This is a genomic window from Halomonas garicola (assembly GCF_055382465.1).
The window spans coordinates 500,065-526,028 of the sequence record NZ_AP043931.1; the positions used below are offsets into that span (position 1 = coordinate 500,065).

The 25,964-nt window shown below is 61.3% G+C and carries 25 protein-coding genes; 8 read left to right on the forward strand and 17 right to left on the reverse strand.

Annotation, left to right across the window (positions count from 1 at the left end; translation table 11 throughout):
* Window positions 1–16 precede the first annotated feature (16 nt).
* Entirely contained in the window at window positions 17–766 is a 750-nt protein-coding gene (locus ACZ46Y_RS02730) for an IS5 family transposase (protein ID WP_311881913.1), read from the reverse strand.
* Between the two features lie 109 nt (window positions 767–875).
* Window positions 876–1,625, reverse strand: a complete 750-nt coding sequence (locus tag ACZ46Y_RS02735) for an IS5 family transposase (protein WP_311881913.1) — start codon at window positions 1,623–1,625, stop codon at window positions 876–878.
* A 191-nt stretch (window positions 1,626–1,816) separates the two neighbouring features.
* Here ACZ46Y_RS02735 and ACZ46Y_RS02740 point away from each other — a divergent pair, with 191 nt between their 5' ends.
* A complete protein-coding gene (locus tag ACZ46Y_RS02740) occupies window positions 1,817–2,053 on the forward strand; it encodes a hypothetical protein (RefSeq protein ID WP_311954888.1) in 237 nt (78 codons plus the stop codon).
* Window positions 2,054–2,299: 246 nt separating this feature from the next.
* Window positions 2,300–3,766: a peptide MFS transporter gene (locus ACZ46Y_RS02745; RefSeq protein WP_311954887.1), complete on the forward strand. Its 1,467-nt coding sequence runs from the start codon at window positions 2,300–2,302 to the stop codon at window positions 3,764–3,766.
* Window positions 3,767–3,779: 13 nt separating this feature from the next.
* Here ACZ46Y_RS02745 and ACZ46Y_RS02750 read toward each other — a convergent pair whose 3' ends face one another.
* From ACZ46Y_RS02750 to ACZ46Y_RS02760, 3 genes are all read right to left on the reverse strand, one after another.
* The gene (locus ACZ46Y_RS02750; RefSeq protein ID WP_311954886.1) at window positions 3,780–5,252 is read right to left on the reverse strand and encodes a phospholipase D-like domain-containing protein; all 1,473 of its coding nucleotides are present in this window, start codon (window positions 5,250–5,252) and stop codon (window positions 3,780–3,782) included.
* 64 nt (window positions 5,253–5,316) lie between these two features.
* The gene (locus ACZ46Y_RS02755; protein WP_311954885.1) at window positions 5,317–6,294 is read right to left on the reverse strand and encodes an NADPH:quinone reductase; all 978 of its coding nucleotides are present in this window, start codon (window positions 6,292–6,294) and stop codon (window positions 5,317–5,319) included.
* Between the two features lie 80 nt (window positions 6,295–6,374).
* Window positions 6,375–6,947: a hypothetical protein gene (locus tag ACZ46Y_RS02760; protein WP_311954884.1), complete on the reverse strand. Its 573-nt coding sequence runs from the start codon at window positions 6,945–6,947 to the stop codon at window positions 6,375–6,377.
* A 156-nt stretch (window positions 6,948–7,103) separates the two neighbouring features.
* On the opposite strand from ACZ46Y_RS02760, the gene ACZ46Y_RS02765 reads away from it, so the two are divergent.
* Together ACZ46Y_RS02765 and ACZ46Y_RS02770 are read left to right on the forward strand one after the other, a co-directional pair.
* The gene (locus ACZ46Y_RS02765) at window positions 7,104–7,817 is read left to right on the forward strand and encodes a haloacid dehalogenase type II (RefSeq protein ID WP_311954883.1); all 714 of its coding nucleotides are present in this window, start codon (window positions 7,104–7,106) and stop codon (window positions 7,815–7,817) included.
* Window positions 7,818–7,887: 70 nt separating this feature from the next.
* Window positions 7,888–8,337, forward strand: coding sequence for a PACE efflux transporter (locus ACZ46Y_RS02770; protein ID WP_311954882.1), 450 nt, complete (start codon window positions 7,888–7,890; stop codon window positions 8,335–8,337).
* Here the strand turns inward: ACZ46Y_RS02770 and hydA are convergent.
* From hydA to ACZ46Y_RS02810, 8 genes are all read right to left on the reverse strand, one after another.
* Window positions 8,334–9,764, reverse strand: coding sequence for a dihydropyrimidinase (hydA, locus tag ACZ46Y_RS02775; RefSeq protein ID WP_464380071.1), 1,431 nt, complete (start codon window positions 9,762–9,764; stop codon window positions 8,334–8,336). The genes ACZ46Y_RS02770 and hydA overlap by 4 nt on opposite strands.
* Before the next feature lie 60 nt (window positions 9,765–9,824).
* Entirely contained in the window at window positions 9,825–10,235 is a 411-nt protein-coding gene (locus ACZ46Y_RS02780; RefSeq protein ID WP_311954881.1) for an allophanate hydrolase-related protein, read from the reverse strand.
* A 96-nt stretch (window positions 10,236–10,331) separates the two neighbouring features.
* Window positions 10,332–11,036: a GntR family transcriptional regulator gene (locus tag ACZ46Y_RS02785; RefSeq protein ID WP_311954880.1), complete on the reverse strand. Its 705-nt coding sequence runs from the start codon at window positions 11,034–11,036 to the stop codon at window positions 10,332–10,334.
* A gap of 130 nt (window positions 11,037–11,166) precedes the next feature.
* Entirely contained in the window at window positions 11,167–11,922 is a 756-nt protein-coding gene (locus ACZ46Y_RS02790) for an aspartate/glutamate racemase family protein (RefSeq protein WP_311954879.1), read from the reverse strand.
* Between the two features lie 43 nt (window positions 11,923–11,965).
* Window positions 11,966–13,246, reverse strand: a complete 1,281-nt coding sequence (locus ACZ46Y_RS02795) for a TRAP transporter large permease (protein ID WP_311954878.1) — start codon at window positions 13,244–13,246, stop codon at window positions 11,966–11,968.
* On the reverse strand, window positions 13,243–13,800 hold the full coding sequence (locus ACZ46Y_RS02800) for a TRAP transporter small permease (protein WP_311954877.1): 558 nt from the start codon (window positions 13,798–13,800) through the stop codon (window positions 13,243–13,245). The genes ACZ46Y_RS02795 and ACZ46Y_RS02800 overlap by 4 nt, the downstream gene beginning before the upstream one ends.
* A complete protein-coding gene (locus ACZ46Y_RS02805) occupies window positions 13,797–14,798 on the reverse strand; it encodes a TRAP transporter substrate-binding protein (RefSeq protein ID WP_311954876.1) in 1,002 nt (333 codons plus the stop codon). The genes ACZ46Y_RS02800 and ACZ46Y_RS02805 overlap by 4 nt, the downstream gene beginning before the upstream one ends.
* A 379-nt stretch (window positions 14,799–15,177) precedes the next feature.
* On the reverse strand, window positions 15,178–15,969 hold the full coding sequence (locus ACZ46Y_RS02810; protein ID WP_311954875.1) for an AraC family transcriptional regulator: 792 nt from the start codon (window positions 15,967–15,969) through the stop codon (window positions 15,178–15,180).
* Window positions 15,970–16,055: 86 nt separating this feature from the next.
* Between ACZ46Y_RS02810 and ACZ46Y_RS02815 the strand changes: the two genes are divergently transcribed.
* Window positions 16,056–17,243 carry an MFS transporter gene (locus ACZ46Y_RS02815; protein WP_311954874.1) on the forward strand — a complete coding sequence of 396 codons (1,188 nt, stop codon included), beginning with the start codon at window positions 16,056–16,058 and terminating at the stop codon, window positions 17,241–17,243.
* A 43-nt stretch (window positions 17,244–17,286) separates the two neighbouring features.
* Here the strand turns inward: ACZ46Y_RS02815 and ACZ46Y_RS02820 are convergent, their stop codons facing one another.
* From ACZ46Y_RS02820 to ACZ46Y_RS02830, 3 genes are all read right to left on the reverse strand, one after another.
* Window positions 17,287–18,327, reverse strand: coding sequence for a GlxA family transcriptional regulator (locus tag ACZ46Y_RS02820; protein ID WP_311954873.1), 1,041 nt, complete (start codon window positions 18,325–18,327; stop codon window positions 17,287–17,289).
* 232 nt (window positions 18,328–18,559) lie between these two features.
* Entirely contained in the window at window positions 18,560–20,020 is a 1,461-nt protein-coding gene (locus tag ACZ46Y_RS02825) for a sodium:solute symporter family protein (protein ID WP_311954872.1), read from the reverse strand.
* Between the two features lie 5 nt (window positions 20,021–20,025).
* The gene (locus ACZ46Y_RS02830) at window positions 20,026–20,160 is read right to left on the reverse strand and encodes a hypothetical protein (protein ID WP_311954871.1); all 135 of its coding nucleotides are present in this window, start codon (window positions 20,158–20,160) and stop codon (window positions 20,026–20,028) included.
* Between the two features lie 185 nt (window positions 20,161–20,345).
* Between ACZ46Y_RS02830 and ACZ46Y_RS02835 the strand changes: the two genes are divergently transcribed.
* Window positions 20,346–21,224: a LysR family transcriptional regulator gene (locus ACZ46Y_RS02835; RefSeq protein WP_311954870.1), complete on the forward strand. Its 879-nt coding sequence runs from the start codon at window positions 20,346–20,348 to the stop codon at window positions 21,222–21,224.
* An 86-nt stretch (window positions 21,225–21,310) separates the two neighbouring features.
* On the opposite strand, the gene ACZ46Y_RS02840 is transcribed toward ACZ46Y_RS02835, so the two are convergent.
* Window positions 21,311–22,519, reverse strand: coding sequence for a M24 family metallopeptidase (locus ACZ46Y_RS02840; protein WP_311954869.1), 1,209 nt, complete (start codon window positions 22,517–22,519; stop codon window positions 21,311–21,313).
* Window positions 22,520–22,980: 461 nt separating this feature from the next.
* Between ACZ46Y_RS02840 and nhaC the strand changes: the two genes are divergently transcribed.
* Together nhaC and glyA are read left to right on the forward strand one after the other, a co-directional pair.
* Entirely contained in the window at window positions 22,981–24,492 is a 1,512-nt protein-coding gene (nhaC, locus tag ACZ46Y_RS02845; protein ID WP_311954868.1) for a Na+/H+ antiporter NhaC, read from the forward strand.
* Between the two features lie 162 nt (window positions 24,493–24,654).
* Entirely contained in the window at window positions 24,655–25,953 is a 1,299-nt protein-coding gene (gene glyA / locus ACZ46Y_RS02850) for a serine hydroxymethyltransferase (protein ID WP_311954890.1), read from the forward strand.
* Window positions 25,954–25,964 lie beyond the last annotated feature (11 nt).

The window sequence follows — 25,964 nt, forward strand, 5'->3', positions numbered from 1 at the left end:
AGGGCCTGTTGACGTTTCACATTGGTAGCCATAAAAAGCCGCATGCCAAGGCCACCATGCTTTCGTAATTTCGTTTGAGCTTATCGTAGCGCGTCGCAATGGCGCGATACGGTTTCAATCGAGCAAAGGCATTCTCAACCAGATGCCGGTAGCGATATAACCCTCTGTCCAGATTGGCATTTCCTTTTTTCGAGTTACGCCTGCGTGGAATGACGGCAGCCATTCCTTTGGCTTCGACCTGCTCACGGATACGTTCACTGTCATAGCCTTTGTCAGCCACCAGCGCGTCACCTGCCGGCAAACCGTCAATCAATGCCTGGGCTTCCGTGCTGTCGTGCACTTCACCCCCGGTTATTCTGAAGGCGATCGGCAACCCATAAGCATCCACGGCCAAGTGGATCTTGCTGGTATTGCCTGCACGACTTTTGCCAATGGCTTCTGCATCTTCCGTGGCAGCCCCAGTGCTATCTTGGTGAGCCTTGACGTAGGAACCATCAATAAATAGCCACTCGACATCAGGATCTTCCACCAGAGAGATGAAAATCCTCATCAGCTTTCCACTCGCTGACCAGGCGTTGAAGCGCTTGTAGACCGTGTTCCAGGGGCCAAACGCCTCCGGTAGGTCCCGCCACGGGCAGCCGGTTCGCATCCGATAAAGGATGCCTTCCACCGTGGTACGCAGATCGGTCTTGTCATAAATACCTTGTTGAAGCAGGATAGATTTCAGCTTCGGCCAGTGTTCATCCGTGAGCATTTGTCGGGGCATGGCAGGCTTGCAGTTTGTTGGCTTAGGAACCTTTATTCTGTGAGCTTGCCCCTATCCTGCCAATACCCCTGCCATGAAACGTCAACAGACCCTAGGGCCTGTTGACGTTTCACATTGGTAGCCATAAAAAGCCGCATGCCAAGGCCACCATGCTTTCGTAATTTCGTTTGAGCTTATCGTAGCGCGTCGCAATGGCGCGATACGGTTTCAATCGAGCAAAGGCATTCTCAACCAGATGCCGGTAGCGATATAACCCTCTGTCCAGATTGGCATTTCCTTTTTTCGAGTTACGCCTGCGTGGAATGACGGCAGCCATTCCTTTGGCTTCGACCTGCTCACGGATACGTTCACTGTCATAGCCTTTGTCAGCCACCAGCGCGTCACCTGCCGGCAAACCGTCAATCAATGCCTGGGCTTCCGTGCTGTCGTGCACTTCACCCCCGGTTATTCTGAAGGCGATCGGCAACCCATAAGCATCCACGGCCAAGTGGATCTTGCTGGTATTGCCTGCACGACTTTTGCCAATGGCTTCTGCATCTTCCGTGGCAGCCCCAGTGCTATCTTGGTGAGCCTTGACGTAGGAACCATCAATAAATAGCCACTCGACATCAGGATCTTCCACCAGAGAGATGAAAATCCTCATCAGCTTTCCACTCGCTGACCAGGCGTTGAAGCGCTTGTAGACCGTGTTCCAGGGGCCAAACGCCTCCGGTAGGTCCCGCCACGGGCAGCCGGTTCGCATCCGATAAAGGATGCCTTCCACCGTGGTACGCAGATCGGTCTTGTCATAAATACCTTGTTGAAGCAGGATAGATTTCAGCTTCGGCCAGTGTTCATCCGTGAGCATTTGTCGGGGCATGGCAGGCTTGCAGTTTGTTGGCTTAGGAACCTTTATTCTGTGAGCTTGCCCCTATCCTGCCAATACCCCTGCCATGAAACGTCAACAGACCCTAGTGTCAGCTGTAACACGAAGCATGAAGCCGGGGGTGATATGCCCACCGCGTAACACTCTCCGTTGTCGACGTTATCCAATGTGTAGGGAAGAGCTTTATGAGTAATATCAAGCAGTCGCTGCTGGCGCCCGTTTTTATCGTAACGGCGCTGGGCCTGGCCGCCTGCGACGGCGGCTCGGACATGCCCGCAGAGCCCGAAACGGGCAGCCCCGATGGCGGGCAGATGCAAGATGACCCAATGCAAAATGATCAAATGAACCAGGATCCTGCCGACAGCGGCATGGGCGGCAGCGAACCCTCAGCAGGCGGCGGCAATACCGGTACCCCTGAATGATGTCCCTCCAGCGGCACCTCTGGCGTGCCGCTTTTTTGCTGCCTGCCTCCGGCCAGGCGCTGCAGCCCTGCCCCTATTGCCTGAGTTCATGTCGTAAAATTTGAGCGGATGCCTTGCCAAGCCGTTTGCGTATGCTTTATACAGAGCCCCGCGCTTGAACAGCACGGCGAGCCCTGCCGCTTGCTCGACGGCGAGTCCGCTTAATGCCTTAACCGATCACTAGCCGCATAGTGATGTGGAGCCAACATGAACGACCTGCCAAACGACGGCCGTGCCCAACGCGAACGCACTTTCTTTGGCCACCCCTGGCCGCTTGCGACGCTGTTCGGCATGGAGGTCTGGGAGCGCTTTTCCTTCTACGGCATGCAGGCGATCCTGCTGATCTACCTGTATTACGAGACGTCCCGCGGCGGGCTGGATATCAGCCAGCCGGTGGCGATTGGCATCGTCGGTGCTTACGGCAGCGGGGTGTATCTGGCGGCGATTCTCGGGGGCTGGTTTGCCGATCGGGTGTTCGGCGCCGAGCGCACGCTTTTTTACTCCGGCATTATTGTCATGCTGGGGCATACGGCCCTGGCGCTTATTCCCAGCGTCCACGGCGTGGCCGTGGGGCTTGTGTGCATCGCGGCGGGCGGCGGCGGGGTCAAGGCGACCTGCTCGTCGCTGGTGGGCTCGCTCTACGCGCCGGGGAGCCCGCGGCGGGACGCGGGGTTTTCCCTCTTCTATCTGGGCATTAACGTCGGTGGTTTCGCCGGGCCGCTGCTCACCGGGTTTTTGCAGCAAAGCGCCGGCTTTCATTACGGCTTCGGCATCGCCGCCCTCGGCATGGCCATTGGCCTTTTGCAGTATGCCAAGGGGCGCAAACGGCTGCCGGAGGCGCAGAAGGCCGCGCCGACGCCGCTGGCCGAAGGTAGCGCCAAGCGCTATGCCATTGCCGGCGTTGCTGTCGTTGCCGGTCTCGCGCTAGCCATCGCCGCGGGCTGGGTTCGCGCCGACAACCTTGCCGCTGTGCTGCTGGGCATCATTGCGTGCGTGTCCGTTGCCTACTTCTATGTGATCCTGCGCTCCGATCGGGTGACCGACGAGGAAAAGCGTCGGGTTTACGCCTTTATTCCGCTGTTTTTGACCAGCGCGGTTTTCTGGGCGCTCTACAGCCAGTTCTATACCGTCATTACCGCGTTTTTCGACCAGCGCGTGAATCGCGACCTCGGGGGCTGGACGGTGCCGGTGGGCTGGCTGGTGTCCGTGCAGGCGTTGACCATCATTGTCTTTTCCGGCGTGTTTGCCTGGCTGTGGACCAGGCTCGGCAAGCGCCAGCCCTCGTCCGCGGGCAAGTTCGTGCTGGCCATGGGCATCATCGGGCTGACCTTTCTCGGCTATGTGCCGTTTTTGGGTAGCCTGGCGGACAGCATGCCGCTGGCCGTGCTGGTCGTGCTGCTGCTCGGCTTTACCTGCGCCGAGCTGTGCCTCTCGCCGATTGGCCTGTCGGTCTCGACGAAGCTTGCGCCCCAGGCGTATCAGACGCAGATGCTGGCGCTTTTCTTTATGTCGATGTCGCTGGGCTTTGCCTCCGGCGGAGAGCTGGGCGGCCTCTACACCCCGGAAACCGAAGTGACCTATTTCATTACCATGGCGGCCATTGCCCTGGGGAGCGGGGCGCTGCTGCTGGTTTGCCTGCCGTTTATCCGCAAGACCATGCGGGGGGTGGACTGACGCCCGGACGCGGCTAAAAGCTGGAAAGCCCGGTGGCCTCCATCAGCCGGTAGCGCCAGCGCTTCCACGGGCTGGCGGCGGGGTCTTCCGCCAGGGCTATGCTGGTGCGCCGTGACGCCGGGGAAAGCCACTGGCGTTCAAACAGCTCGGCGGCCCGGGCGATCGCCGGGGTGGCGTCGCTGCCCGCAAGCGACACGCTGGTTTCCAGGTTGAGGTTGTCGAGATTGCGCCGGGTGAGGTTGGCCGAGCCCAGGATCAGCGTCGCGTTCGCCGGCGAGGTGTCCGTGGCTTGTCGGTGCAGCAGCAGCTTGGTGTGGCACTGCTCGCCCTGGGTAAAGCACCAGCGCACCTGGGTGCCGGCCCCGGCAAGTTCGGCAGCCACCGGCCGGTTGGGAATGCCGCTTTTCTTGATTCCGAAGGCCTCGCGGTTAGGGTCCAGCAGCACTCGCACGGCCACGCCCCGGGCGCTGGCGGCTTTTAATGCCTCGACGGTGGCGCGGTGGGAAAGGTAGAACATCGCGATATCCAGACGATCGCCGTCGCCGGCCTGTTGGATGTGGCCGAGCGCGGCATCGCGGATCGCCGCTTCGGTGAGAAGGCGCAGGCGCGCGCTCTCGGTGCCTTCCGGCGCGGTTTCCGCCCGCTGTCTGGCGGTTTTGGCCGAGGCCGCCGGCCAGGCGTTCGCGTCAGGCGCTTTTCCGCTCTTCGACCAGCCGGCCAGAAGGCGCTCGGAGGCCAGTAGATCGAGCGCCGCCGGGCCGCTAAAGCGCAGGGCGACGTTATCGTGGCGGCTGCTGGCGTCGTGGGGGTTGGCGCTGGTCACCAGCCCGGCCCAGTCGTTGCCCTGGTCGACCACCAGGGTCTTGCGGTGGTTGGCGCGGAAGTTGGCCAGCGTCAGGTAGCTGCGCAGGGTGATGCGGCCGTCACCCAGGGGGTTGGGCAGCCAGCCGCCGCCTTGATCGTTGCCCAGCCGGTTCAGCCCCAGGTGCCAAAGGCCCGACCACAGCGGATTGGAGGCGCGCAGCCGGGACAGATCGGTAATGATCAGCTCCACGCCGGCGTCTTTCAGCCGCGCCAGGTGCTCGGGCAGCAGGGCGCCGTAAAGCGTATTGAGCGGGTCGGTGATCAGGCGCACGGTCATCCCGGGGTGCCGGCGCTTTTGCGCAATCAGGGCATTGGCCAGCTCGTCGGAGAGCGGGCGCACGTCGTCGTTATCGGCGCCGGCGGCAAAGTCGTTGAACAGGAACATATCCACGACGATGAGCCGTCGGGCCTGGGCGATCATGCCCATCACCTCGTCAAAAATGGCCTGGCGGCGGTGCTGGCGGCCGTCGGCGTCGTACCAGGTTTCATCCGTCAGCAGGCGCACGTCGTCAGCCGGCCGCGCGGGCCAGGCCACGCCGACGCCGTCGGGCAGCGGCTTGTAGCGCTGCCACAGCCCCATGGCCAGCCAGGCAGCCGCGAGTAGCAGCAGCGCCCAGAGCATTATGCGTTTGCCTCGCCGGCGCCGGTCATGGCTCATCCTCAGCTGGGGCATCGGGGGTGCCTGTTCAAAGAAGTAAAAGGGTCGAGCCGGTGGTGCGCCGCTCGGCCAGCGCCCGCTGGGCATCGCCTGCCTGGCTGAGCGGATAGCGCTGGGCGATATCGATGCTCACCCGGCCGCTTTCCAGCATAGCGAACAGCTCGCCTGCCATGGTCTCTAGGCGCTCTCGGGTCGTGGCATAGCCGTTGAGGCTCGGGCGGGTGACAAACAGCGAGCCCTTCTGGTTGAGAATGCCCAGGTTGACGCCTTCTACCGGGCCCGAGGCGTTGCCAAAGCTCACCATCAGGCCCCGAGGCTTGAGGCAGTCCAGAGAAGTCTCCCAGGTATCCTTACCCACCGAGTCGTAGACCACGTCGCACATGGCGCCGTCGGTGATCTCGCGCACGCGCTCGACGACGTTTTCACTGCGGTAGTCGATGACTTCCTGGGCGCCGTTGCGCCGTGCAAGCTCGGCTTTTTCCGCGGAGCTGACGGTGCCGATCAGGCGCACGCCCAGCGCCTGCGCCCACTGGCAGGCAATCGAGCCGACGCCGCCGGCGGCAGCGTGCCAGAGAACGGTTTCACCCCCCCGAAGCGGGTACGTCTGGCGCAGCAGGTACTGGGCGGTAAGCCCTTTGAGCATGCAGGCCGCGGCGGTCTCAAAACTCACCGCCCGGGGCAGGGCAATCACTTTGTCGGCGGGCAGGGTGTGGTAGTCTGAGTAGGCGCCCAGCGGCCCCTGAGCATAGGCGACCCGGTCGCCTTCGCGCAGATGGGTGACGCCCTTGCCCACGGCGTCGACCACGCCCGCGCCTTCGGTGCCCAGCCCCGAGGGCAGCGAAGGCGCGGGGTACAGGCCGGTACGCACGTAAATATCGATGAAGTTCAGGCCGATGGCCTTGTTCTGCACGCGCACTTCGCCGGGGCCGGGATCCGCCGGGGTGGTTTCCACGAGTTCGAGAACCTCGGGGCCGCCGGGGCGCGAAAACTGAATACGCTGGGACATGGTAAAAAAACCTCGTATAAAAGACGGGCAGGGCATCGTCCAGTCAATCGCGGGGAAGGCGCGGGATCAAGGCGGCGGCCTTACAGCGTCGCGGGGAAATTCGCCAGACCGTCCGTAAAGCGCTGCTTATAGCTCTCGAACAGCGTTGGGTCCCGCTTGAGGCTCTGGGCCACGGCGTCGTCGTCTACGCCCAGCGGCGGCGACAGGTCGTCAAGGCCGGTGGCCGGGTGCCGTTCGTTCAGGCCGATGTGGGTCCCTTCGGGGCCGGCAAACCAGCGGCTGATACCGGCGCGCTTGAAGCGCTCCCGTTCGGCGCCGTCGCCGGTTTCGATACGCAGCGGGGCGCGCAGGGCAAGCTCACTGATCAGCCGCAGGGTCGGAGAGCTATCCGACCGGGCGTCAAGGTCCGCCATCAGCATCGGCGTCATGCCCTGGTTGGCCTTGTCCAGTACCAACAGCGCCAGCGCAAGGGGGTGGGCATTAGCGTCCACTAGCGCCAGAACCCGGGCCGCCTGCTGGTCAAACAGCACGCCGGCGACGCCGGCAAAGCGCAGCAGTGGCGTCAGGCCGGCATCGCTGCCGAAGGTGTCGGCACACAGCCGCGCGAGGCAGGCCTCGCGCTGGTCGGGTTCATTGACCTGAATCACTCGCATGGTTTGCTTATCTCCTGAGCGTGCCCGGCACGCGCCTGACTGCCGATACGTCGCGAAAAACGACGGGGAAAACAGGCAGAGCCTAGCACAGACGGGGCGGAGACAGGCGCCCGCCCGCCGACTCACTATTTTGGCCACATCAACCAAGGAGACACCATGGCGGAGACAGCGCAGGAGTCAACATCGCCGGCGGTGATCGTATTCGACGTAAACGAGACGCTGCTGGATATTACCCACCTGGCGCCGCTTTTTGATCGCGTCTTCGGTGACAAAGCGGTGCTGAGGGAGTGGTTTGCCCAGCTGGTTCTTTACTCGCAGGCCCTCACGCTTGCCGGCCTCTATACGCCCTTCGGCGAGCTGGGAGCGGGCGCGCTACGGATGGTTGCCGATATTCACAAGGTGAACCTGGCCGAGCCCGATATCGCCGAGCTGAAAGAGCGGCTGAGCACCATGCCGGCCCACGCCGACGCGGCCCCGGCCCTTGCCCGGCTGCGCGATGCCGGCTTTCGCCTGGTCACCCTGACCAACTCCGCCGGCGGCGCTTCGCCGACCCCGCTGGCCACCGCCGGGCTAAGCCAATTTTTCGAGCGCTCGTTCAGCGTTGACGCGGTCAAGCAGTTCAAGCCGGCGCCCGACACCTACCGCTTGGTGGCTAAGGCGCTGGCCGTCGAGACGTCTGACCTGTGCCTGGTGGCGTGTCACCTGTGGGATACCATCGGCGCCCAGGCGGTGGGCTGTCGCGGTGCCTGGGTCGCCCGCTCCCACAACGCCATTCTACCGGCACCCGGCGTGCCGCTTCCGGATATCGTCGCCTCGGGGCTTTCTTCCCTGGCCGATCAGCTGATCGCGCCGGCGGACCGCCGCGGCTAGCGCCGCTTGAAGCGGTTAGGCGCTGCCCGTATCTTATGCTCCCCGCACCGGTTCAACCAAGGAGCGTGCCATGCGCACCGTCAAGGATCGTATCCGCCATGCGCTGTCGTTTGAGGTCATCGGCATACTGCTGGTGATTCCGCTTGGCGCCTGGGCGTTCGACAAGCCGGTAAACGATATTGGCGTCCTTGCCATCGTCGGCGCGACCATAGCTACCTGCTGGAACTACGTCTACAACCTGGGGTTTGACCACGCCATGCTGCGCCTTTCTGGAAGCGTGCGTAAAACGCTGCTGATCCGCGTGGTGCACGCGCTGCTGTTTGAAACCGGCCTGCTTATTGCCCTGCTGCCGTTCTTTGCGTGGTACCTCGGCATTTCCCTCCTGCAGGCGTTCCAGATGGATATCTCTTTCTCGGTGTTCTATGTCGTTTACGCCTTTGTCTTCAACTGGGCCTACGATGCTCTCTTCCCCGTGGGGTTGGAGAGTGGGGCCGCCGGGCATAAACCCTGTACGCATTAAAACCCTTTGGCCTGGCCGCGCGGGCGCGCCGGCTGGGGCTTGTCGCACTCGAGGAACTCGCCGTAGCCGGCGTCGATCTCGGGCTTGCCGTCGCGGGCGACCACGCGGCCGCGGCATAGCGTCAGCACCGGGCGCCCGGTGAGCTCGATGCCTTCGTAGGGCGTGTAGTCCACGTCGTGGTGCAGCTCGGCGTTGCGAACGGTGCTCTTGGCCGATGCGTCCCACAGCGTGAGGTCGGCATCGCTGCCGATAGCGATGGTGCCCTTGCGCGGATACAAGCCGTAGATCTTGGCGGGGTTGGTCGCGGTCAGCGCTACAAAGCGGGTAATGTCGATGCGCTCCTTGACCACGCCTTCGGAGAACAGGATCGGCAGGCGCGTTTCAAGCCCGGGGATGCCGTTGGGGATGTGCTCAAAATGGGCGTTTTCCCCGCGCAGCTTTTTCCCTTTTGGATCCTCGAAGCGAAACGGCGCGTGGTCCGAGGAGAAGATCTGAAAGACGCCGGACTCGAGCCCCTCCCAGACGGCCTCCTGGGCGGCCGGGTCCCGGGGTGGCGGGCTGCACACGTACTTGGCGCCGTCGAAGCCGTCGCGGTCCAGGTCCTCGGCGGTGAGCATCAGGTACTGGGGGCAGGTCTCGGCGTAGACGCGCAGGCCTCGGCTCTGGGCCCAGCGGATCTGTTCGATGGCCTCGGCGCCGGAGACGTGGACGATCAGCACCGGGACGTCGATCAGCTCCGCCAGCGAGATCGCCCGGTGGGAGGCCTCGCGCTCGCCGATGCGGGAGTGGGCCACGCCGTGGTAGTAGGGCCCGGTGTTGCCGCTTTCGGTCAGGATCTCGGTCAGGTAGGCGATGCAGTCGGCGTTTTCGGCGTGGACCATGACCATGGCGCCTTCGCGCCGGGCCAGCGCCAGCACGTTGAGGATCTCGCGGTCGTTGAGCTTGAGGTCGTCGTAGGTCATGTAGATCTTGAAGGAGCTGTAGCCTTCTTCGATCAGCGCCGGGAGCTCGTCTTTCAACACCGCCTCGGTAGGGTCGGTGACGATCATGTGAAAGGCGTAGTCGACGCAGGCCTGATTATCGCTTCGCCGGTGGTAGTCGTCCACGGCGGCGCGCAGGCTTTGCCCCTTGTGCTGGGCGGCGAAGGGGATCACCGTGGTGGTGCCGCCGCAGGCCGCCGAGCGGGTGCCGCTGTAAAAGCCGTCGGCCATCACTGCGCCGTCGCCCATGGGCTGGTCCAGGTGGCAGTGCGCGTCAATGCCGCCGGGCAGGATCCGAAGGCCGTCGGCGTCGATGGTGTCCGCGGCGTCGCCGAGCTCGTGGCCGAGGGCGGCAATGCGGCCGTCCTTAATACCGATGTCGGCGTAGAAGGCGTCGACGGCGGTGGTGATCAGGCCGTTTGTGATCAGGGTGTCAAAGCGCGGCATCTCGCTGCTCCTTTTTTGTCGTTGTATCTTGCTGTCGCTTTACTGTCTGTTAGCCGGCCGTCAGCTCTGGGACTGCCGGCCCGCCTGGTAGGCAAGCCAGCCGCCGCTGTGGGTGATGTCCACGACGTCCGGCCCGTCGATCAGCGACTCTCTCAGGCGCATGCTCAACGAGCCCGAGCCGTCTTCCAGCTCGATGACCATCAGCTCCAGCTCCACCGGCTCATTGGGCAGCAGGCTTTCCCGCAGCTGGGCGTAAGGCAGCTCATAAAGCTCACCGGGGATGCTGGCGCCACCATCCTGGGCGGGCACCAGCCCGGGGAACTCGTCGCGCACGGCATAAAAGCGGTAGCTGGGCGCGGTGTTGGCCTGGCCGAGGAAGGTGCTGCCGGCCAGGGCAAAGCTGATCGAGCCCCCGGCCAGCGCCTGGCCGTTTACAAACATCCGCACCTTGAGTTCCTTATTGTTCTGCATAGCTGCCTCTGTTCAGGGGAAAAATTTAGGGGAAATGTTCAGGGAAAAAGTGGCGGTGCGCCCGTTCGGGCCGCCGATACGCCCCGCCAGGCCCGCTTAGCGGGCGCTATTGGTAATGGCTTCGCCGGTATGGCGCACGTGATCGGATAGCAGCCGTTGAGCCTGCTCGCCGTCCCGTGCCTTGAGCGCCTCGAGAATGGCACGGTGCTCCTCGGTGGACTCCTGCCAGCGGCCGATGCTGTTCAGCGCCAGGTAGCGTGCCCGCTCAAGGCGTCCCAGCAGGCGGCGGTGAGTTTCTTCCAGCACCGGGTTCTTGGCACCGGCCACGAGCAAAGCATGAATGCGCTGGTTGAGCTCGAAATAGCCCGTTTGATCGCCTTGGACATGGAGTTTTTCCAGGCGCTCCTGTAGCGTTTCCAGGCGCTTGAGTTCGGTATTGGTCAGGCGGCTGGCTGCAAGCCCCGCCGCGAAGCCTTCAATGCCCGCCTCGGCCTCGAACAGATGCTGCAGTTCCTGGGAGTCGATCAGCGTCACCACGGCGTTGCGGTTGTGCCGGATCGTCACGAGCCGGTCGCTTGCCAGCATGCGCAGCGCTTCGCGCAGCGGGGTCCGCGAGATATCCAGCTGTTCGCACAGTTCCGGCTCGACGATGCGCTTGCCCGGGGCCAGCTCACCGTGAACGATCATCCGCTGAAGTATCTGATAGGCCTCCTGGGCCAGAGATCTGGACTGAACGCGGCGCTGCGGGGGCGGGGTTTCGGCCATATCGGATGCCGTAGGGGAGCCGGTGGCATTGCTCATTGCGCAGAATCTCCTGATCAACATGATGTTCAGAGGCCGGTGGCTTTCCCTAAGGCGTGGGCGGACCAACGCCTTAGGGCATGCTTTATACTTTATATCAGTGTTTTATCTAAGCGGTGTTTGTTCAACCTTAAGTACCGATCGGCTGGCGGCCAACCAGTTCGGCAAGCGAGGCTTCAAGCCCCTGGCACGGTTTGGTCGGCGGTTGGGCATAGCTGCCGGCGGTGGGGGTTTTGGCGGCCATGTCGGCCATGGCCTGCGCCTGGATCACGGCACAGGTTACGCCGTCCAGGGCCGGTACCGGCATCTGGTCGGCCACGGAACGGGCAAGCCCGGCCAGGGGGGCGCCGGCCAGAATCAGCACGTCGGCGCCGTCTTCTTCTACGGCGCGCCGGCCCAGCTCGATCAGTCGCTCGCCCTGGTTTTCCTGTACCTGACCGATATGCTGTAGCGGCTCATCCAGGGCGCGAATGCTCGCCAGGCGCCCCTCAAGACCGTAAGCCGCGACGCGTTCGCGGTACCAGGCCTGAATGCGCTGGGAAATGGCGATGATCGAAAAGCGCCCCCCTTGCTGGCAGGCGCTCATCAACGCCGCCTCGGTCATCCCGACCACCGGAATCGGCATGATCTCGCGCAGGGCGTTGAGGCCCGGGTCGCCAAAGGCGGCGACCACGATGGCGTCGTACTGGCGGTAGTGCTGCGCGGCAATCTGCAGGGTGGCGTAGCCGCCGATCAGCGATTCTGCCCGGGTCTCGATATAGGCCACGCCAAAAGGTGCGGTGGCCATGGAAAGCTCGGTGGCGGGGCGAATGCTGCGCGAGGCTTCCGCCTCGATCAGGTTCGTTACGTCCTGGGAAATGTTGGGATTGATGACCAGTAGTTTCATGGCAAACTCTTTCGCGTGAATAAAAGACGGCGTCGCGCCTGGCTCAGTAGCCAAGGGCCCTGGGCAGCCAGGTCACGATACCGGGGAAAAGGAAGCAGGCGGCCAGCACGGCGTACTGGAAGACAATGAACGGCCAGGCGCTTTTCATCAGCTCGCTCAGGTTAATGTTCGAAATGCCGCACATGACGAACAGCAGCACCCCGACAGGCGGCGTCATCATGCCGACCACCAGGTTCATGACGAACAGGAAACCGAAGAGCAGCGGGTCGATGCCGTAGGCCAGGGCAATCGGCGCCAGCAGCGGCACCAGCATGATGTAGGCGGCGTTGGACTCGATGAACATGCCCACCAGGATCAATAGCCCCATCACCAGCAGCAGGAAGACCTGCGGGTCGGAGGTGAAGTCCTGCAGCCAGTTGGCCAGCTGGATCGGCACCAGGTCGATAGTGAAGGCAAACGTCATGGTTGAGGCAAAGGCAATGAGCGCGCCGACCATGGCGGCGGTGACCGCGGCGTTGAACATGGCCTTGGGAATATCCGACAGCCGCAGTTTGCGGGTGACGAAAAAGCCCATGAATATGGCGTAAACCACGGCGATGGCCGCCCCTTCGGTGGCCGTGAAAGCCCCCGCCACGATGCCGCCGACGACCACAATGGGCATCAGCAGGATCGGCAGGGCGCGCCAGGTCTGAACCAGCACGTGCTTCAGCCCCAGGCTGCCGCCGGTGAGCGGATAGCGCCGCTTTGCCGAAATAAAGGAGGCCAGCCCCATAAAGCCCACGGCAAGGATGATCCCCGGCACTACGCCGGCCATGAACAGCCCGCCGACGGAGACGCTGGAACCGGCCATCAGCGCATACACGATCATGGCGTTACTCGGCGGAATAATCGCCCCGAGGTTGGCCGCAGAAGCCACCACTGCGCTGCTGTAGCCGGTACCGTATTTCTCGCGCATTGACGGCACCAGCGAGCTGCCCAGCGCGCTAGCGCTGGCAACGGCGGCGCCGCTGACGGCCGCGAGCACCATGCCGGCAAGAATGGCCACGTGGGCCAAGCCGCCGTGTACCCGGCCGATCAGGGAGTTGGCGAAGTCGACCAGGCGCTGAAGAATACCCGCGGCCACCATGAGCTCGCCGGCCAGCATGAACAGCGGAATGGCCATCAAGGGGAAGTTGTCGATGGAGTGCATCATGCGCTGGGGCATGACGGAAAAATCCATGTCGCCGACAAAAAGCCCTACCAGCGACGCCAGGCCGAGCGCAAAGGCAAGCGGCATGCGCAGGAAGGCAAAAACCAGAAAAGTAATGACGATGGACAGGGTCATGAGGTTGCTCCCTCCTTGACCGCCGCGGGGGCGCTGGGCAGCGGCTCAATCAGCAGCATTTGCGCTATCAGGTGCAAGAGGCTGTGGCCGGCGCTGATCAGCACGGCGATATAGAAGATGGCCGCCGTCACGGGGATGGTGGGCATCAGCTGCTGCCATTTATCCGCGACGGCGCCAAGCGACAGCCACACCAGAGCGATCATCACCAGGGCGCTGGCCAGGGCCATCAGCCGCGCGAGCTGGCGCTGAACCGCCCGGGGCAGCAGGCCCACGAAGACGTCGATGCCGACGTGGATGCCTATTTTTATCCCGTGAGGGATGGCCAGAAAGATCGCCCAGACGAAGAACAGCCGCGACAGCTCATCCGCCGAGTCGATCGATGCCGAGAGGACGTAGCGGGCAAACACCTGGGCGGTGACCAGGATTGTCATCGACGCCATGGCCAGGATGATGGCGTAGTAGGACGTGCGATCGATCGCCAGCATCGTGACAAGAAAACGCTTTTTGGCGGGGCTGGAAGCGTGCGCTTCCAGCCATGGCGCTCTGGGTTTCATTTGTCCAGCTCCGCCTGAACGGTTTCCACGAACTCTGCGCCAATGTTGTTCTTGACGTCATCGACGACACCTTGGGTTGCGGCGCGCAGCGCTTCGCGGGTCTCGTCGGAGAGCGAGGTGAATTCCATGCCGCGATCGACAAGCGTCTGGCGTGCGGTTTTGGCTTCCTCGGCGGCCTTGCTGCGCTGCCACTCGACGGCAACGTCCATGGACTCGGTTACGGCTTGCTGCTGCTCGTCGCTCAGGCTCTCAAACTTGTCCAGGTTGGCGATGATAACGATGTAGTCGTAAAAGTGGCGGCTATCCGACAGGTATTTCTGCACTTCGTCGAGGCGGCGGGTGGCGATCACGCTGTAGGGGTTTTCCTGGCCGTCGATGACGCCTTGCTGGAGCGCTCCGTAGACTTCCTTGATGCCCATGGAGACAGGGTTGGCGCCCAGATCACGGAAGGTATCCAGGTGGGTCTGGTTGGGCTGCAGGCGAATCTTGAGCCCTTCAAAGTCGCCGATTTCCTTGATCGGGCGCTCATTATTGGTCACGTTGCGAAACCCCAGTTCCATATAGCCAAGGGCGGTGAAGCCCTTTTCCGCCAGCTTCTCGTCGAGCATTTCACCCACCTCGCCGTCGATGACGCGAAAGGCATCCTCGCGGCTGTCGAAGGCAAAGGGCAGGCTCATCGCCTCGAATTCCGGCACGATGCGCGACAGGTAGGCGATACCTACCCAGGTGCCCATGATTGCTCCGGAACTTACCTGGTCGATGTTTTCGCCCGCGCCTCCGAGCTGCATGCCGGGGAAAAGCTGGGCCGTGAGGTTGCCCTCGGTGCGGCTGTCCAGCTCCTCCTTGAAGATTTCCATGGCTTTACTGCTGGAGTGGTCGTTCGGAAAGTTGCCGCCAAAGCGCATGGTATCGGCGCTGGCAAACGCCGGGGCGCTGAGCCCCAGGGCCAGCAGGGCCGTGCAGCAGTGGCGGGTTAGGCGTGTTGTTGTTGTCATCATGACGGCTTCCTCGCTGTGCGATTTATTCAGTGTTGCGCGATTCAAGGCATGAAGGGATGCCTCACAGAACCGTAGCCGAGTTTTGGAAAAATACAAAATACAAAATACTGTTTTTTTATAATATCTTTTAAAACAAGCACTTAATATTTTATATAAGCATAAGTTGTATATTTTTTAGGAATTTATATATTCCTTTAAAAATTAATTCGCATATTTGTTAAACTTTAGGCGTAAGATGGGCGTGGCTGCGGAGCCCCGCTGACCGAAGGGGGACACAAAAGCTAGCTTCAGAATTCCGGGAAGCCGGGTGAGGAAAATCAGCATCGGGACCCCTAATTCGCAAAGTGAATGTCCGCTGGCAAGAGGCGAGTCAGTCGGGCTAACGCAGCGCCGTAAAATACTGGGCGGGCGGCTTGCCCAGGGATTTTTTGAACATGGTGATAAAGGCCGTGACCGAATCATAGCCAAGGGTGCCGGCGACCTGCTGCACCGTGGCGCCCCCGGCAAGCTCGCTCAGGGCGACAAGTAAATGGAGCTGCTGGCGCCAGCGCCCGAAGGTCAGCCCCGTTTCCCGCTGCACCAGCCGGGCAAGCGAGCGTTCGCTCATGGCAAGCCGGCTGGCCCACTGCGCCGCGGTGGCGCGATTGGCGGGGTTCTGCTCCAGGGCATCGGTCATCAGACGGATCTTGGGGTGGTCCGATACCGGAAAGTGCAGCTGCTGAACGGGAGCCCGGGGCAGCTGCTCGAGTAGTACCGCCGCCAGGCGCGCCGTGGGGCCTTCGTGCGGGTAGTCCGGCGTTTGCGCAAGGTGCTGGATAAGTTCGCGTACCAGCGGACTGATCGCCAGGGTGCAACATTCGTCCGGCAGGGCGGCGCCGCCGGGCTCGATGAACAGAAAGTAAATATGCGCGTTTTCCGTGGCGCGGTTGCTATGCGGCATGCCGCCGGGGATCCACACCGCATGGTGCGGCGGTACTATCCAGATGGCATTGGGCACGTCGCACGTGACGCCGCCGCGCAGCGCCAGTACCAGCTGGCCCTTGCGGTGCCAGTGTACCGGCTGCTCCACGTCGTTCTGCGTAACCTCTACCTGCAGCGCCACCACCGGCCGGTCATGAGGATCCGGCTTGAAATGCTGCAGTAAGTCGGTCAGTCCGGTGCTTTTTGTCATGATTTAGCGATCGATGGTCATTGTTGTGATATTAAAACATGAAAATGCTGGCTACAGTGCAGCCCTTTGTCGCAACAGAGCGTGTCATGACTCACTCGATAGACCGTAAAGTGGCCGGCAACGGTGTCTTGCTGGCAGGCATTCTTCTAATCGCCGCCAACCTGCGTGCGCCCTTCACGGGCCTGCCGCCGATACTGGGCTACCTCAACGAGGCGTTTAGCCTAAGCACCATGGCCGCCAGCGCGCTGACCACGCTGCCGCTGTTGGCGTTTGCCGTGGTGTCGCCGTTTAGTGCCCGAGTAGCGCGCGGGCTGGGAATCGAGCGCGCGCTGTTTGTGGCGCTGGTCGTCGTGGCGGCCGGCATTGGACTGCGCTCATCAGGCCCGCTATGGGGGCTATACGCCGGCACTGTACTGATTGGCATGGGCATTGCCGTGGGTAACGTGCTGCTGCCCAGCCTGATCAAGCGCGACTTCCCCCAGCATATCGCCATGGTCACCGGCGCCTATGCGCTTTCCATGGGCGTGGCCGCCGCGCTGCTTTCGGGCCTGGCGGTGCCGTTGGCTGAGCGGTGGAACTGGAACGGTGCACTACTGGCCTTTATGGTGCTGCCGCTGGCGGCGCTGGCCGTTTGGAGCACCCAGCTGAAGGCGGCGCCCGCGCCGCAGGCAGGAGGTCAGGCCACCGCGCCGGCTCAAGGCGTGAGCATCTGGCGCGCGGGCCTGGCCTGGCAGGTCACGCTGTTCTTCGGGCTTAACTCCACCATCTATTACGTGGGCATTGGCTGGCTGCCGTCGATTCTGGCGGAAGCGGGCATGTCGCCGGAACGCGCCGGCACCGTTCACGGCGCGCTGCAGTTTGCCACCGCCGTGCCCGGGCTGGTGCTGGGGCTACTGCTGCGCCACATCCAGGATCAGCGCCTGCCCGCCGCCGGCTCGGCGCTGATGTCAGCCGTTGCCCTGCTGGGGCTGATGCTGGCGCCGCAGCAGGCGCTTTGGTGGTCGTCGCTGTTCGGCCTGGGCACCGGGGCGGGCATTATCATGGGGCTTTCGTTTATCGGCCTGCGCACCGGCAGCGCTCGGCAGGCGGCTTCGCTTTCGGGCATGGCGCAAAGCGTCGGCTATACGCTGGCCGCTGCCGGGCCGCCGCTCATGGGCATGCTGCACGACGCCCAGGGTGGCTGGCAGCTATCGCTGGGCATATGCGCCGTGCTGGCCCTGGTGATTGCCGTGATGGGTATGCTCGCCGGACGGGATCGGCGAATCGAAGTGTGATGAAGGTTGAGCTGCTATAAGCGCCCCCATAACTTCCCGGTCATCATGTCGCGAGACCGGGCTTGGGGTCGATATGCAAGAAGAAGGGGTCGGCGAGCTCCGCCTGGAGCTCGCCCGCGCGCTTTCTGGCATCGGTCGGGGTTATCTGGAAGGTTTCGCGAAACAGGCGTGAAAAATGTGCCGTGTCGGCGAAGCCGCAGCGCTCGCCGATGTCGGTCACGCTCTTCCCGGTATAGCTGAGCAGCCAGAGGCCATAGCGCAGGCGCAGGTCTCGCGCGAACTTCTGCGGGCCGACGCCCAGCTCCTCGCGGAACTTGCGCTCGATATTGCGCCGCGAGGTGCCCACGCGTCGGGCCAGCTCGTCGACCGAGATCATTTCACCGAGGTGCTGCTCGACGATCGTAATGGCGCGGCGAACGACCCGGTCGGTAACCTTTTCGAAGACGACCGGCTGGGGTTGAGGGTGGGCCCCCTCGCGGGCCTCGTCGATCAACATGATATGCAGACTTTTCTTGGCCCACGCCCGCCCCAGGTGGCGCTCCACCAGGTAGGCAGCAAGATCCGCCGAGGCGATGCCGCCGGCACAGGTAAGTCGATCACCGTCATCGATGAACAGCCGGTCGGCGACGGGGTCGATCTCGGGGAAGCGGCTCACCAGGTCGCGGTGGTGGTACCAGCTGATGCAGCAGCGACGGCCCTTCATCAGCCCGGCCTGAATCAGCGAAAACACCCCGGTGCAGACGCCGACCAAGGGAACGTCGCGGCTCGCCGCCTCCCGGAGGTAGTCGAGCGCCGCCTCGTCCCTCGTCTCGCCCCGCTCCAGGACGCCACCGATCACCACGATATAGTCGAACTCGCCCGGATCCCGGAAAGGCTGGCAGGCAGTGGTCGCACCGCAGCTGGAAGTCACCTCCTGCGCGCCGCCGGTCATAAAGGCCCAGTGGCAGCGCAGCTGTCGGCTACGGTCACCCTCGTCGGCCGCCAGACGCAAGCAGTCGACGAAGGCCGCGAAGGGCAGCAGAGTAAAACGCTGCAGCAGAACGAAGCCGACGGCAAGCGGTGGACCCGGAACGGAATCGGTCATGGGAGGCTCCTTGCGGCACCCACGCGCAGGCGCAGCCCGCCATGGGTACGCATGGATGACGTGCCTCTCGGACTCTAGCGCACTCCTGCCAGTAAGCAAACCAGGCTCTTAACGCCTAAGTTATGCTTGAGTTATGCTTGGCGCAAAAAAAGCGAGGCGCTGGTGGAGCGCTAACGGGCACGGGCCACGGCAGGAATATTCCGCCGTGGCCCGTCCTTCCATCGATATCCGTTCACTGGTGGGCTGGGACCGTGGCCAGGCGTACACGGTGGGTAAAGAACGAAACCCCCACGTAGCATACCGAGGATACCGCACAGCCGGTCAGCGGCCCGATCAGCCAGCCCACATCGGCGAACAGCATCATGTAGCCGCTGGTGACGAAGCCGACCAGCATGGCCACCAGCGCGCCCCAGGCGGAGCCCTGCCAGAAGGTCGAAATGAAGACGGGGCCGATTAAGCTGGCCAGCAGCGTACCGGTGCCCAGGATGCCCAGCCAGGAGAGCATGAAGGGCGGTGCGTACAGCATCATCAGCAGCGCCACGATCCCCAGGGCGACGACCGCGAAGCGATTGATCCACAGCACCAGCGAAGGGCTCTGGATGGCATCGCGGAACAGCGCCAGGCGTAGATCGTGAGAAGTCGCCGAGGCCACAGTATGCAGCAGAGAGTTGGCAGTGGACTGCATGGCAAAGAGGATAAACAGCGTGATCAAGCCTTCCAGAGCGGGGTGCATGAAATGTTGAAGGTAGAGCGGCATGGCGCTGTCCGGATCCGTCAGTTCGGGCATCTGCATGCGCATATAAAGCCCGACGATCGGCACCAGGCTAAGTAAAGCGCCGAATATAGCTACATAAATCGCCATCTTGTGCAGCTTGACACCTGGTTTGAAAGCCAGAAAGCGCACTGCCATGAAGGGCAGCACCGCTGCAAACAGAAACGCATAGGGCAAGACCAGGAATACCGCCGCCGGGCTGTCGCCATAATGGGCCCCGGTGGTGGGGTTCAAAAGCTCGGGATCGATGGTATTGAGGGCATTTTGCCATTCGGTCAGGTCAACAGTGGTCAATACCTGTATAACGATGATCACTGCGGAAAGGCTCATGCCGATGACCATCACCGTATCCGTCCAGGCCACCGCGGCAAGCCCGCCCAGCATGGTGTAGATGATGATGACGCCGATCATCAATAGCGCACTGTTGGTCAGTTCGATATCCAGCCAGCTGGCTCCCAGCAGCGCCACCGCCTTGATCTGACTGGTCAGAAATACCAGCAGCAACACGATGGTGATCAGGGCAGCCACACCCTGTACGACACGCCCCAGGGAGCCGCCGCCATGAATCTGGGCGATATACTCCGGAATCGTGTTGCTGCCCATATGCTCCGCCCTGCGCTGCAGGAAGCTTGCGAAGTAAAGCACCGCAATCATGATCGCCGGTGCGAAAAAGAAATTACCCAGTATTTCGATCGCACCAAACTGATAGGTGGCGCCGGGTGAGCCCACGAAGCCCCAGCCGCTGTAGCCAGTAGCCACCAGCGTTCCGGCACCGACAAACGCCCCCAGGGAGCGCCCTGCCAGCAGGAAGCCTCCTTCATCATCCTTCTTCATCATCTTCGAGGACAGAAAGCCCAGATAGATCATCAGACCGAAGGTGATAAACAAAAGGCCCCAGTTGAAAATTTGATAGCCATCCATAACGCTTACCCTCTCTGTCTCTGTTGTTCACGTTGTTCTTTTCTCTTACGCTTGAGCTCGCGGCGCAGGTAGGCGGCGCCAGCGTGCACCAGCGTATAAGCAGTCAACACCAGAAAGGTGGACAGTACCCAGGAATCCATGGACTTTTCCTCTTGTTGTTAAATGGAAATAGTTGAATGGAAAGGATTAGTTGGGTGTGTTGAAGTGATCCGGCGAAGAGGTAAAAGGCTATGTTTCACCTCAAAAATGAGGGTATGTCGTGCTACACTCGGCTGCCAATCAGTAAGGCAAATGCACCCATCACACATCCAAATGAGGGGAGGAAATGAAAAATATTCCTACCGACTTGTTAAGAACTTTCGTTACGATACAGGATCTTGGCGGCTTCACCAGTGCTGGTGAGTTTCTGGGAAGATCGCAGCCTGCCATCAGTCTTCAGATCAAGAAGCTCGAGGAGACACTGAATACCAAGCTGTTCCTGAGGGGGTCGACCCTGGCACTGACATCAAACGGGGACTATGTATATCACTTGGCAAAAAAAATGCTGGAAACCAATGACGAAATCGTCAATAGAGTTACCGGCGAGAATGTCAAGGGTAAAGTCAAGATAGGTATACCCAACGATCTTGAGTTAACCTTTCTACCCAAGGCCCTACGCAGCTTCTCCAAAATATACCCGAGTATATCCGTAGAGGTTGGCTGTGATATTAGCAGGGTTATCCAGAAAAAATACCAGCAGAATTTCTACGATATTATCCTGGTTATGGAAGAGGTGAATAGCCAGGAAAAGAGAGACAGCAGAGATTATCGTATCGAGCCGCTCGAATGGGTCATGTCACCCGACTACAGCATCCTGGAAGGCGAAGCCTTGTCCCTGATTACGCATCCACAGGGTTGCCTCTATCGGAAAATATCGGAAGAGGCGCTTTCCACTCAATGTCGACCCTATAGAACGACCTATACCAGCACCAGCCTGCTGGGCCTGCTGTCAGCAGTAGAAGCCGGCCTAGGTATCACGGTAATGGCCCAGTCTACGGTTCCAGAGCGCCTGAAGGGAACGCTCGGAACGTCTGAGCTCCCTCCGCTTGCCAACGTCAGTATTGGGCTCTACTACAATAAAGAAGCGCTTAATGCCGCCGCTCAACGCGTGGTTGATTTCCTGCGTTCCGGCATCGCCAACCTTGAAAAAAATGAGCACCTATAGAAACCTGCCGCCGGACAATAACTTCCGCCGGCAGGCTTAAATATTGACTCATATGGCTTTTAATATGGCTTCTATAATCCCTTCATTTATTTGATGATGTTGTGCTCAGGCCCATACGGGAAGCCGGTGATGTTATCGGCGCCGTGCTCGTTGAGCACCAGGATATCGTGCTCGCGGTAGCCACCGGCACCCGGCAGTCCCTCGGGCAACATGACCATCGGCTCCATGGAGACCACCATGTTGGGCTCGAGCACGGTGTCGATGTCTTCGCGCAGCTCGAGACCCGCTTCGCGGCCGTAATAGTGGCTCAAAGTGCCAAAGGAGTGGCCGTAGCCGAAGGTGCGATACTTGAGCAGGTCATGCTTGGCGAAGATTTCGTTAAGCTCATGGGCAATGTCACAGCAGCGCACGCCCGGCTTGATCAGCTCCTGGCCACGAGTATGCACTTCGCAGTTGGCTTCCCAGATGCGCAGGTGTTCGTCGGAGGCATGCCCGAGGAACAGGGTACGTTCCAGCGCCGTGTAGTAGCCTGAGATCATCGGGAAGGTGTTCATGCTGAGAATATCGCCGGGCTGCACGCGGCGGCTGGTCACCGGGTTGTGCGCACCGTCGGTGTTGATGCCGGACTGGAACCACACCCAGGTATCCATCAGCTCGCTGTGGGGATAAGTCTTGGCGATTTCACGTACCATGGCACGCTGGCCGGCCAGCGACACCTCATATTCGGGCACGCCCGCACTGATGGCATCGCGCACCGCGACGCCGCCCACATCGGCAACGCGTGCGCCCTGGCGGATCAGCGCGATTTCCTCCGCCGACTTGACCATGCGCATCTTCATGGTGGGTTCGCCGATATCGGCCAGCTCCACGTCGCCGAGCGCATTCAGCAGCTTCTGCTGGTACTGCAGAGTCAGGTGATCAAATTCCACGCCGATGCGCTTTTTGCCGGCACACAGCTGCTTGACGGCCTTGAAGAAGTTATCTTTCTGCCAGTCGGTGTAGACGATGTTGTCGCCCAGCCGGTTGCGCCGGTAGGGCTGACCGCCGTCGATGTTAGCCGTCACGGTAGTAAAGCTGTCCTGGGTTACGACCAGGCCGTACTCGCGCCCGAACTTGCAGTAGACGAAATCGCTGAAGTAGTTGATGTTGTGGTAGGAAGTAAATACTACGGCTTCGACATTTTCGGCGGCCATGTAGGCGCGAAGACGCTCAAGACGCCCTTTCATCTCGGCATCGGAGAAAGTGGGAACGACTTTGTCGCCGTTGGGGATATCGATAAGAGAAGGCATCTGCATATTATTCTCCTGAAGGTATTTGTTGGGGATTGTCGATAGCGCCCCGATTCCTGGCGGGTGAATTGAGGGCTGGCACTGATGACTATCGGCAGTGAGGCAGGCCACGGCAAATTACAACTCCAAATGCCCTCATTTGGAATAAATAAAAATATTAAATATCAATAGATTACATCGATTTTCCAGCGGCGCCTGCCGCATTGCGGCAGGCGATGGGCCGGCGTTCCCGACCTTTCGGCCGCTTCACAGCGCTCGTCTGTCACCTGCGCTAATGGGGCGGTGTTAAGCCATTGAAAAACGTATCGCGATTTATTTTGTAAAGCTTGTTCAATAAATTTGGCGCGTTTATTCAATCTATGCGCGTAGTGCTCCGCTATTACTAGCAGAGGCTCCATACAACGGTGCCAGGCAAAAGGCGCAAGTCTTCATTTATCCCCTACGACATATACCCGAGGGCAGCCACCATGATTGCAACCTGCCGCAAGCCTGGCTTGCTTTTGGCTTTGCTTCCCATCGCGCTTACTTTCCTGGTGCTGGGTACACAGCTATTCGTGTTCGACACCTTCACGCCCCATGTGCCCCTGGTGATCGGTATCGCCATCACCGCGGTGATGGGTCGCTATCTGGGCTGCACCTGGAAGGACATGGAGGAGGGCATGCTGCACGTGGTCAGCGTGGGCCTGCCGGCGGTGGGTATCCTGATCCTGGTGGGCATGATCACCGGCGTATGGATTTCCAGCGGTACCGTGCCGACGCTGATCTATTACGGCCTGGAGGTGCTCAGCCCGCAGGTGTTCCTGGCGGCGGCAGCGCTGCTGTGTGCGGTAGTTTCGGTATCTCTGGGCACCTCCTGGGGCACCGTGGGCACGGTGGGCCTGGCGCTGATGGGTATCGGTGCGGGCTTCGGCATTCCCGCCTACTGGACCGCCGGCGCCGTGGTGTCTGGTGCCTTCTTCGGTGACAAGGTCTCACCGCTGTCGGATACCACCAACCTGGCGCCGGCGGTGACCGGGGTGAACCTGTTCGACCATATTCGCAACCTGATGCCGACCACCTTGCCGGCCATGCTGATCGCCTTGGTCATCTATACCGTCGTCGGCTTTAACCTGGTAGGTGACGAGGCCGCCTCCTTTGAGCGTATTGCCGCTATCAATACGGGCCTGGCGGACAGCTTCACCCTTAGCTTATGGACGGTATTGCCGGTGGTGCTGGTGATCGGGTTTGCGGTGATGCGCATGCCTGCCATGCCGGTGCTGTTTACCGGTGTAGTGCTGGGCGGCCTGACGGCGGTGTGGTTCCAGGATGCTCCCGTTAAGGAGGTCTTTGCCTACGCCTTTTCCGGCTATGAAATCGCCACGGGTGTGGCCGAGATCGACGGCCTGCTGAACAGCGGCGGCATTCAGTCGATGACCTGGGTGATCACCCTGCTGCTGATTGCGTTGTCCTTCGGCGGCATCCTGGAAAGTACCGGCAGCATGAGGGCGATTATCGAGGCGGTGGTCAAGCGCGTGCGCAGCTTCGGCGCCCTGCAGTCCTCCGCCATCGGCAGTTCCATCGCCACCAACCTGGTAGCCGGCGACCCCTACCTGTCGATCGCCCTGACCGGGCGCATGTTCGGTCCCGTCTATCGCGGCAAGAAATACTCAATGCTTAATCTGTCTCGAGCGACGGAAGAGGGCGGCACTCTGGTATCGCCCTTGATCCCCTGGAACGCCGGAGGGGCCGTGGTTATCACCTCGCTGGGCCTCGGTATCTACAGCGGCAATATGGAAAATCTCTTGTATATCCCACTGGCCTTCGTCTGCTGGCTATCGCCTTTGATCGGCATCCTCTACGGCTGGACTGGCTGGTTCTCACCCAAGGCCGGTGAAGCAGAGCAGGCCCGCTGGGTCGAGCAGGGCGAGGAGGTCATGGATGTCGACCAGGTTCATGATGAGATGAATCGGACGCGAAGCAGCGTGTATCGCGTCAACTAGCATCAAATGTTCGCATTTGGATTACTGATTGGTACCCGCGGGACGGTCCCGTTAACTTGCATGAAAGCATATGCCCATTGACTACGCGGCCATCATAAGGCGTCACCGGCCAGCGTTTCGCCCAACAACAAGGAGCACGTCATGACGACTATGAAACCTTCCATGAATACCCAGCGGCTGAGCGATTTCGATCCACGGATTGCCGCTGCGATTCGGGATGAAGAGGGGCGCCAGGAGGCGCATATCGAACTGATCGCTTCCGAGAACTATGCCAGCAAGGCAGTTATGGAGGCTCAGGGCACCCAGCTGACCAACAAGTATGCGGAAGGCTATCCCGGCAAGCGCTACTACGGTGGCTGCGAGTACGTCGATGTGGCTGAGCAGCTGGCCATTGATCGTGCCTGCGACCTGTTCAGTGCAGACTATGCCAACGTCCAGCCGCACTCCGGCGCCCAGGCCAACGCCGCGGTTTTTATGGCGCTGATCAAACCCGGCGATACGGTGCTGGGCATGAGCCTGGACCACGGTGGCCACCTGACCCACGGTGCGGCGCCAAACTTCTCCGGCAAGCATTACCACGCGGTACAGTACGGCCTGAACCCGGAAACCGGCGAAATCGACTATGAAGAGGTCGAGCGTCTGGCGCGCAGTCACAAGCCGAAAATGATCATCGCCGGCTTCTCCGCCTATGCGCGCGTTGTTGATTGGCAGCGTTTCCGTGCCATTGCCGATGAGATTGGCGCCTGGCTGCTGGTGGACATGGCGCATGTCGCCGGTCTGGTGGCGGCGGGTTACTACCCGAGCCCGGTTCCCCATGCCCATGTGGTTACCACTACAACCCACAAGACCCTGCGCGGGCCCCGGGGTGGCTTGATTCTTGCCGCCGGCGGTGACGAGAAACTGTACAGAAAGCTTAATAGCGCAGTGTTTCCGGGCCAGCAAGGGGGGCCGTTGATGCATGTGATTGCCGCCAAGGCGGTGGCCTTCAAGGAAGCCATGAGCCAAGAGTTTGTGCAGTATCAGCGCCGCGTGATCGATAACGCCCGCGCCATGGCGGAAACGGTCATCGAGCGCGGCTACGAAGTGATTTCCGGCGGCACCGATGACCATCTGTTCCTGCTGTCGCTGATCCAGCAGGGAGTAACCGGCAAGGATGCAGACGCTGCCCTGGGGCGCGCCCATATCACCGTCAACAAGAATGCGGTGCCCAACGACCCGCAGAGTCCTTTCGTAACGTCGGGGCTGCGCATCGGGACGCCGGCAGCTACCAGTCGCGGCTTCGACGAAGAAGACTGCAAGGCGCTTGCCGGCTGGATTTGCGACATTCTTGACGTTCTGGCCGACCAGGGTAATACCGACGCGGTCGAGGCCGAGGTCCGGGAAAAAGTGGCCGCGCTATGCGAGCGTCATCCGGTCTATGCCGGACAAACAGATAGCGTTCGCGAAACCGCTGGCGCCTAAGCACAAACGTC

Coding starts and splice junctions, on each gene's coding strand:
- ACZ46Y_RS02730 (WP_311881913.1), bottom strand. CDS start 766: ATGCCCCGACAAATGCTCACGGATGAACACTGGCCGAAGCTGAAATCT.
- ACZ46Y_RS02735 (WP_311881913.1), bottom strand. CDS start 1,625: ATGCCCCGACAAATGCTCACGGATGAACACTGGCCGAAGCTGAAATCT.
- ACZ46Y_RS02740 (WP_311954888.1), top strand. CDS start 1,817: ATGAGTAATATCAAGCAGTCGCTGCTGGCGCCCGTTTTTATCGTAACG.
- ACZ46Y_RS02745 (WP_311954887.1), top strand. CDS start 2,300: ATGAACGACCTGCCAAACGACGGCCGTGCCCAACGCGAACGCACTTTC.
- ACZ46Y_RS02750 (WP_311954886.1), bottom strand. CDS start 5,252: ATGCTCTGGGCGCTGCTGCTACTCGCGGCTGCCTGGCTGGCCATGGGG.
- ACZ46Y_RS02755 (WP_311954885.1), bottom strand. CDS start 6,294: ATGTCCCAGCGTATTCAGTTTTCGCGCCCCGGCGGCCCCGAGGTTCTC.
- ACZ46Y_RS02760 (WP_311954884.1), bottom strand. CDS start 6,947: ATGCGAGTGATTCAGGTCAATGAACCCGACCAGCGCGAGGCCTGCCTC.
- ACZ46Y_RS02765 (WP_311954883.1), top strand. CDS start 7,104: ATGGCGGAGACAGCGCAGGAGTCAACATCGCCGGCGGTGATCGTATTC.
- ACZ46Y_RS02770 (WP_311954882.1), top strand. CDS start 7,888: ATGCGCACCGTCAAGGATCGTATCCGCCATGCGCTGTCGTTTGAGGTC.
- hydA (WP_464380071.1), bottom strand. CDS start 9,764: ATGCCGCGCTTTGACACCCTGATCACAAACGGCCTGATCACCACCGCC.
- ACZ46Y_RS02780 (WP_311954881.1), bottom strand. CDS start 10,235: ATGCAGAACAATAAGGAACTCAAGGTGCGGATGTTTGTAAACGGCCAG.
- ACZ46Y_RS02785 (WP_311954880.1), bottom strand. CDS start 11,036: ATGAGCAATGCCACCGGCTCCCCTACGGCATCCGATATGGCCGAAACC.
- ACZ46Y_RS02790 (WP_311954879.1), bottom strand. CDS start 11,922: ATGAAACTACTGGTCATCAATCCCAACATTTCCCAGGACGTAACGAAC.
- ACZ46Y_RS02795 (WP_311954878.1), bottom strand. CDS start 13,246: ATGACCCTGTCCATCGTCATTACTTTTCTGGTTTTTGCCTTCCTGCGC.
- ACZ46Y_RS02800 (WP_311954877.1), bottom strand. CDS start 13,800: ATGAAACCCAGAGCGCCATGGCTGGAAGCGCACGCTTCCAGCCCCGCC.
- ACZ46Y_RS02805 (WP_311954876.1), bottom strand. CDS start 14,798: ATGATGACAACAACAACACGCCTAACCCGCCACTGCTGCACGGCCCTG.
- ACZ46Y_RS02810 (WP_311954875.1), bottom strand. CDS start 15,969: ATGACAAAAAGCACCGGACTGACCGACTTACTGCAGCATTTCAAGCCG.
- ACZ46Y_RS02815 (WP_311954874.1), top strand. CDS start 16,056: ATGACTCACTCGATAGACCGTAAAGTGGCCGGCAACGGTGTCTTGCTG.
- ACZ46Y_RS02820 (WP_311954873.1), bottom strand. CDS start 18,327: ATGACCGATTCCGTTCCGGGTCCACCGCTTGCCGTCGGCTTCGTTCTG.
- ACZ46Y_RS02825 (WP_311954872.1), bottom strand. CDS start 20,020: ATGGATGGCTATCAAATTTTCAACTGGGGCCTTTTGTTTATCACCTTC.
- ACZ46Y_RS02830 (WP_311954871.1), bottom strand. CDS start 20,160: ATGGATTCCTGGGTACTGTCCACCTTTCTGGTGTTGACTGCTTATACG.
- ACZ46Y_RS02835 (WP_311954870.1), top strand. CDS start 20,346: ATGAAAAATATTCCTACCGACTTGTTAAGAACTTTCGTTACGATACAG.
- ACZ46Y_RS02840 (WP_311954869.1), bottom strand. CDS start 22,519: ATGCAGATGCCTTCTCTTATCGATATCCCCAACGGCGACAAAGTCGTT.
- nhaC (WP_311954868.1), top strand. CDS start 22,981: ATGATTGCAACCTGCCGCAAGCCTGGCTTGCTTTTGGCTTTGCTTCCC.
- glyA (WP_311954890.1), top strand. CDS start 24,655: ATGAATACCCAGCGGCTGAGCGATTTCGATCCACGGATTGCCGCTGCG.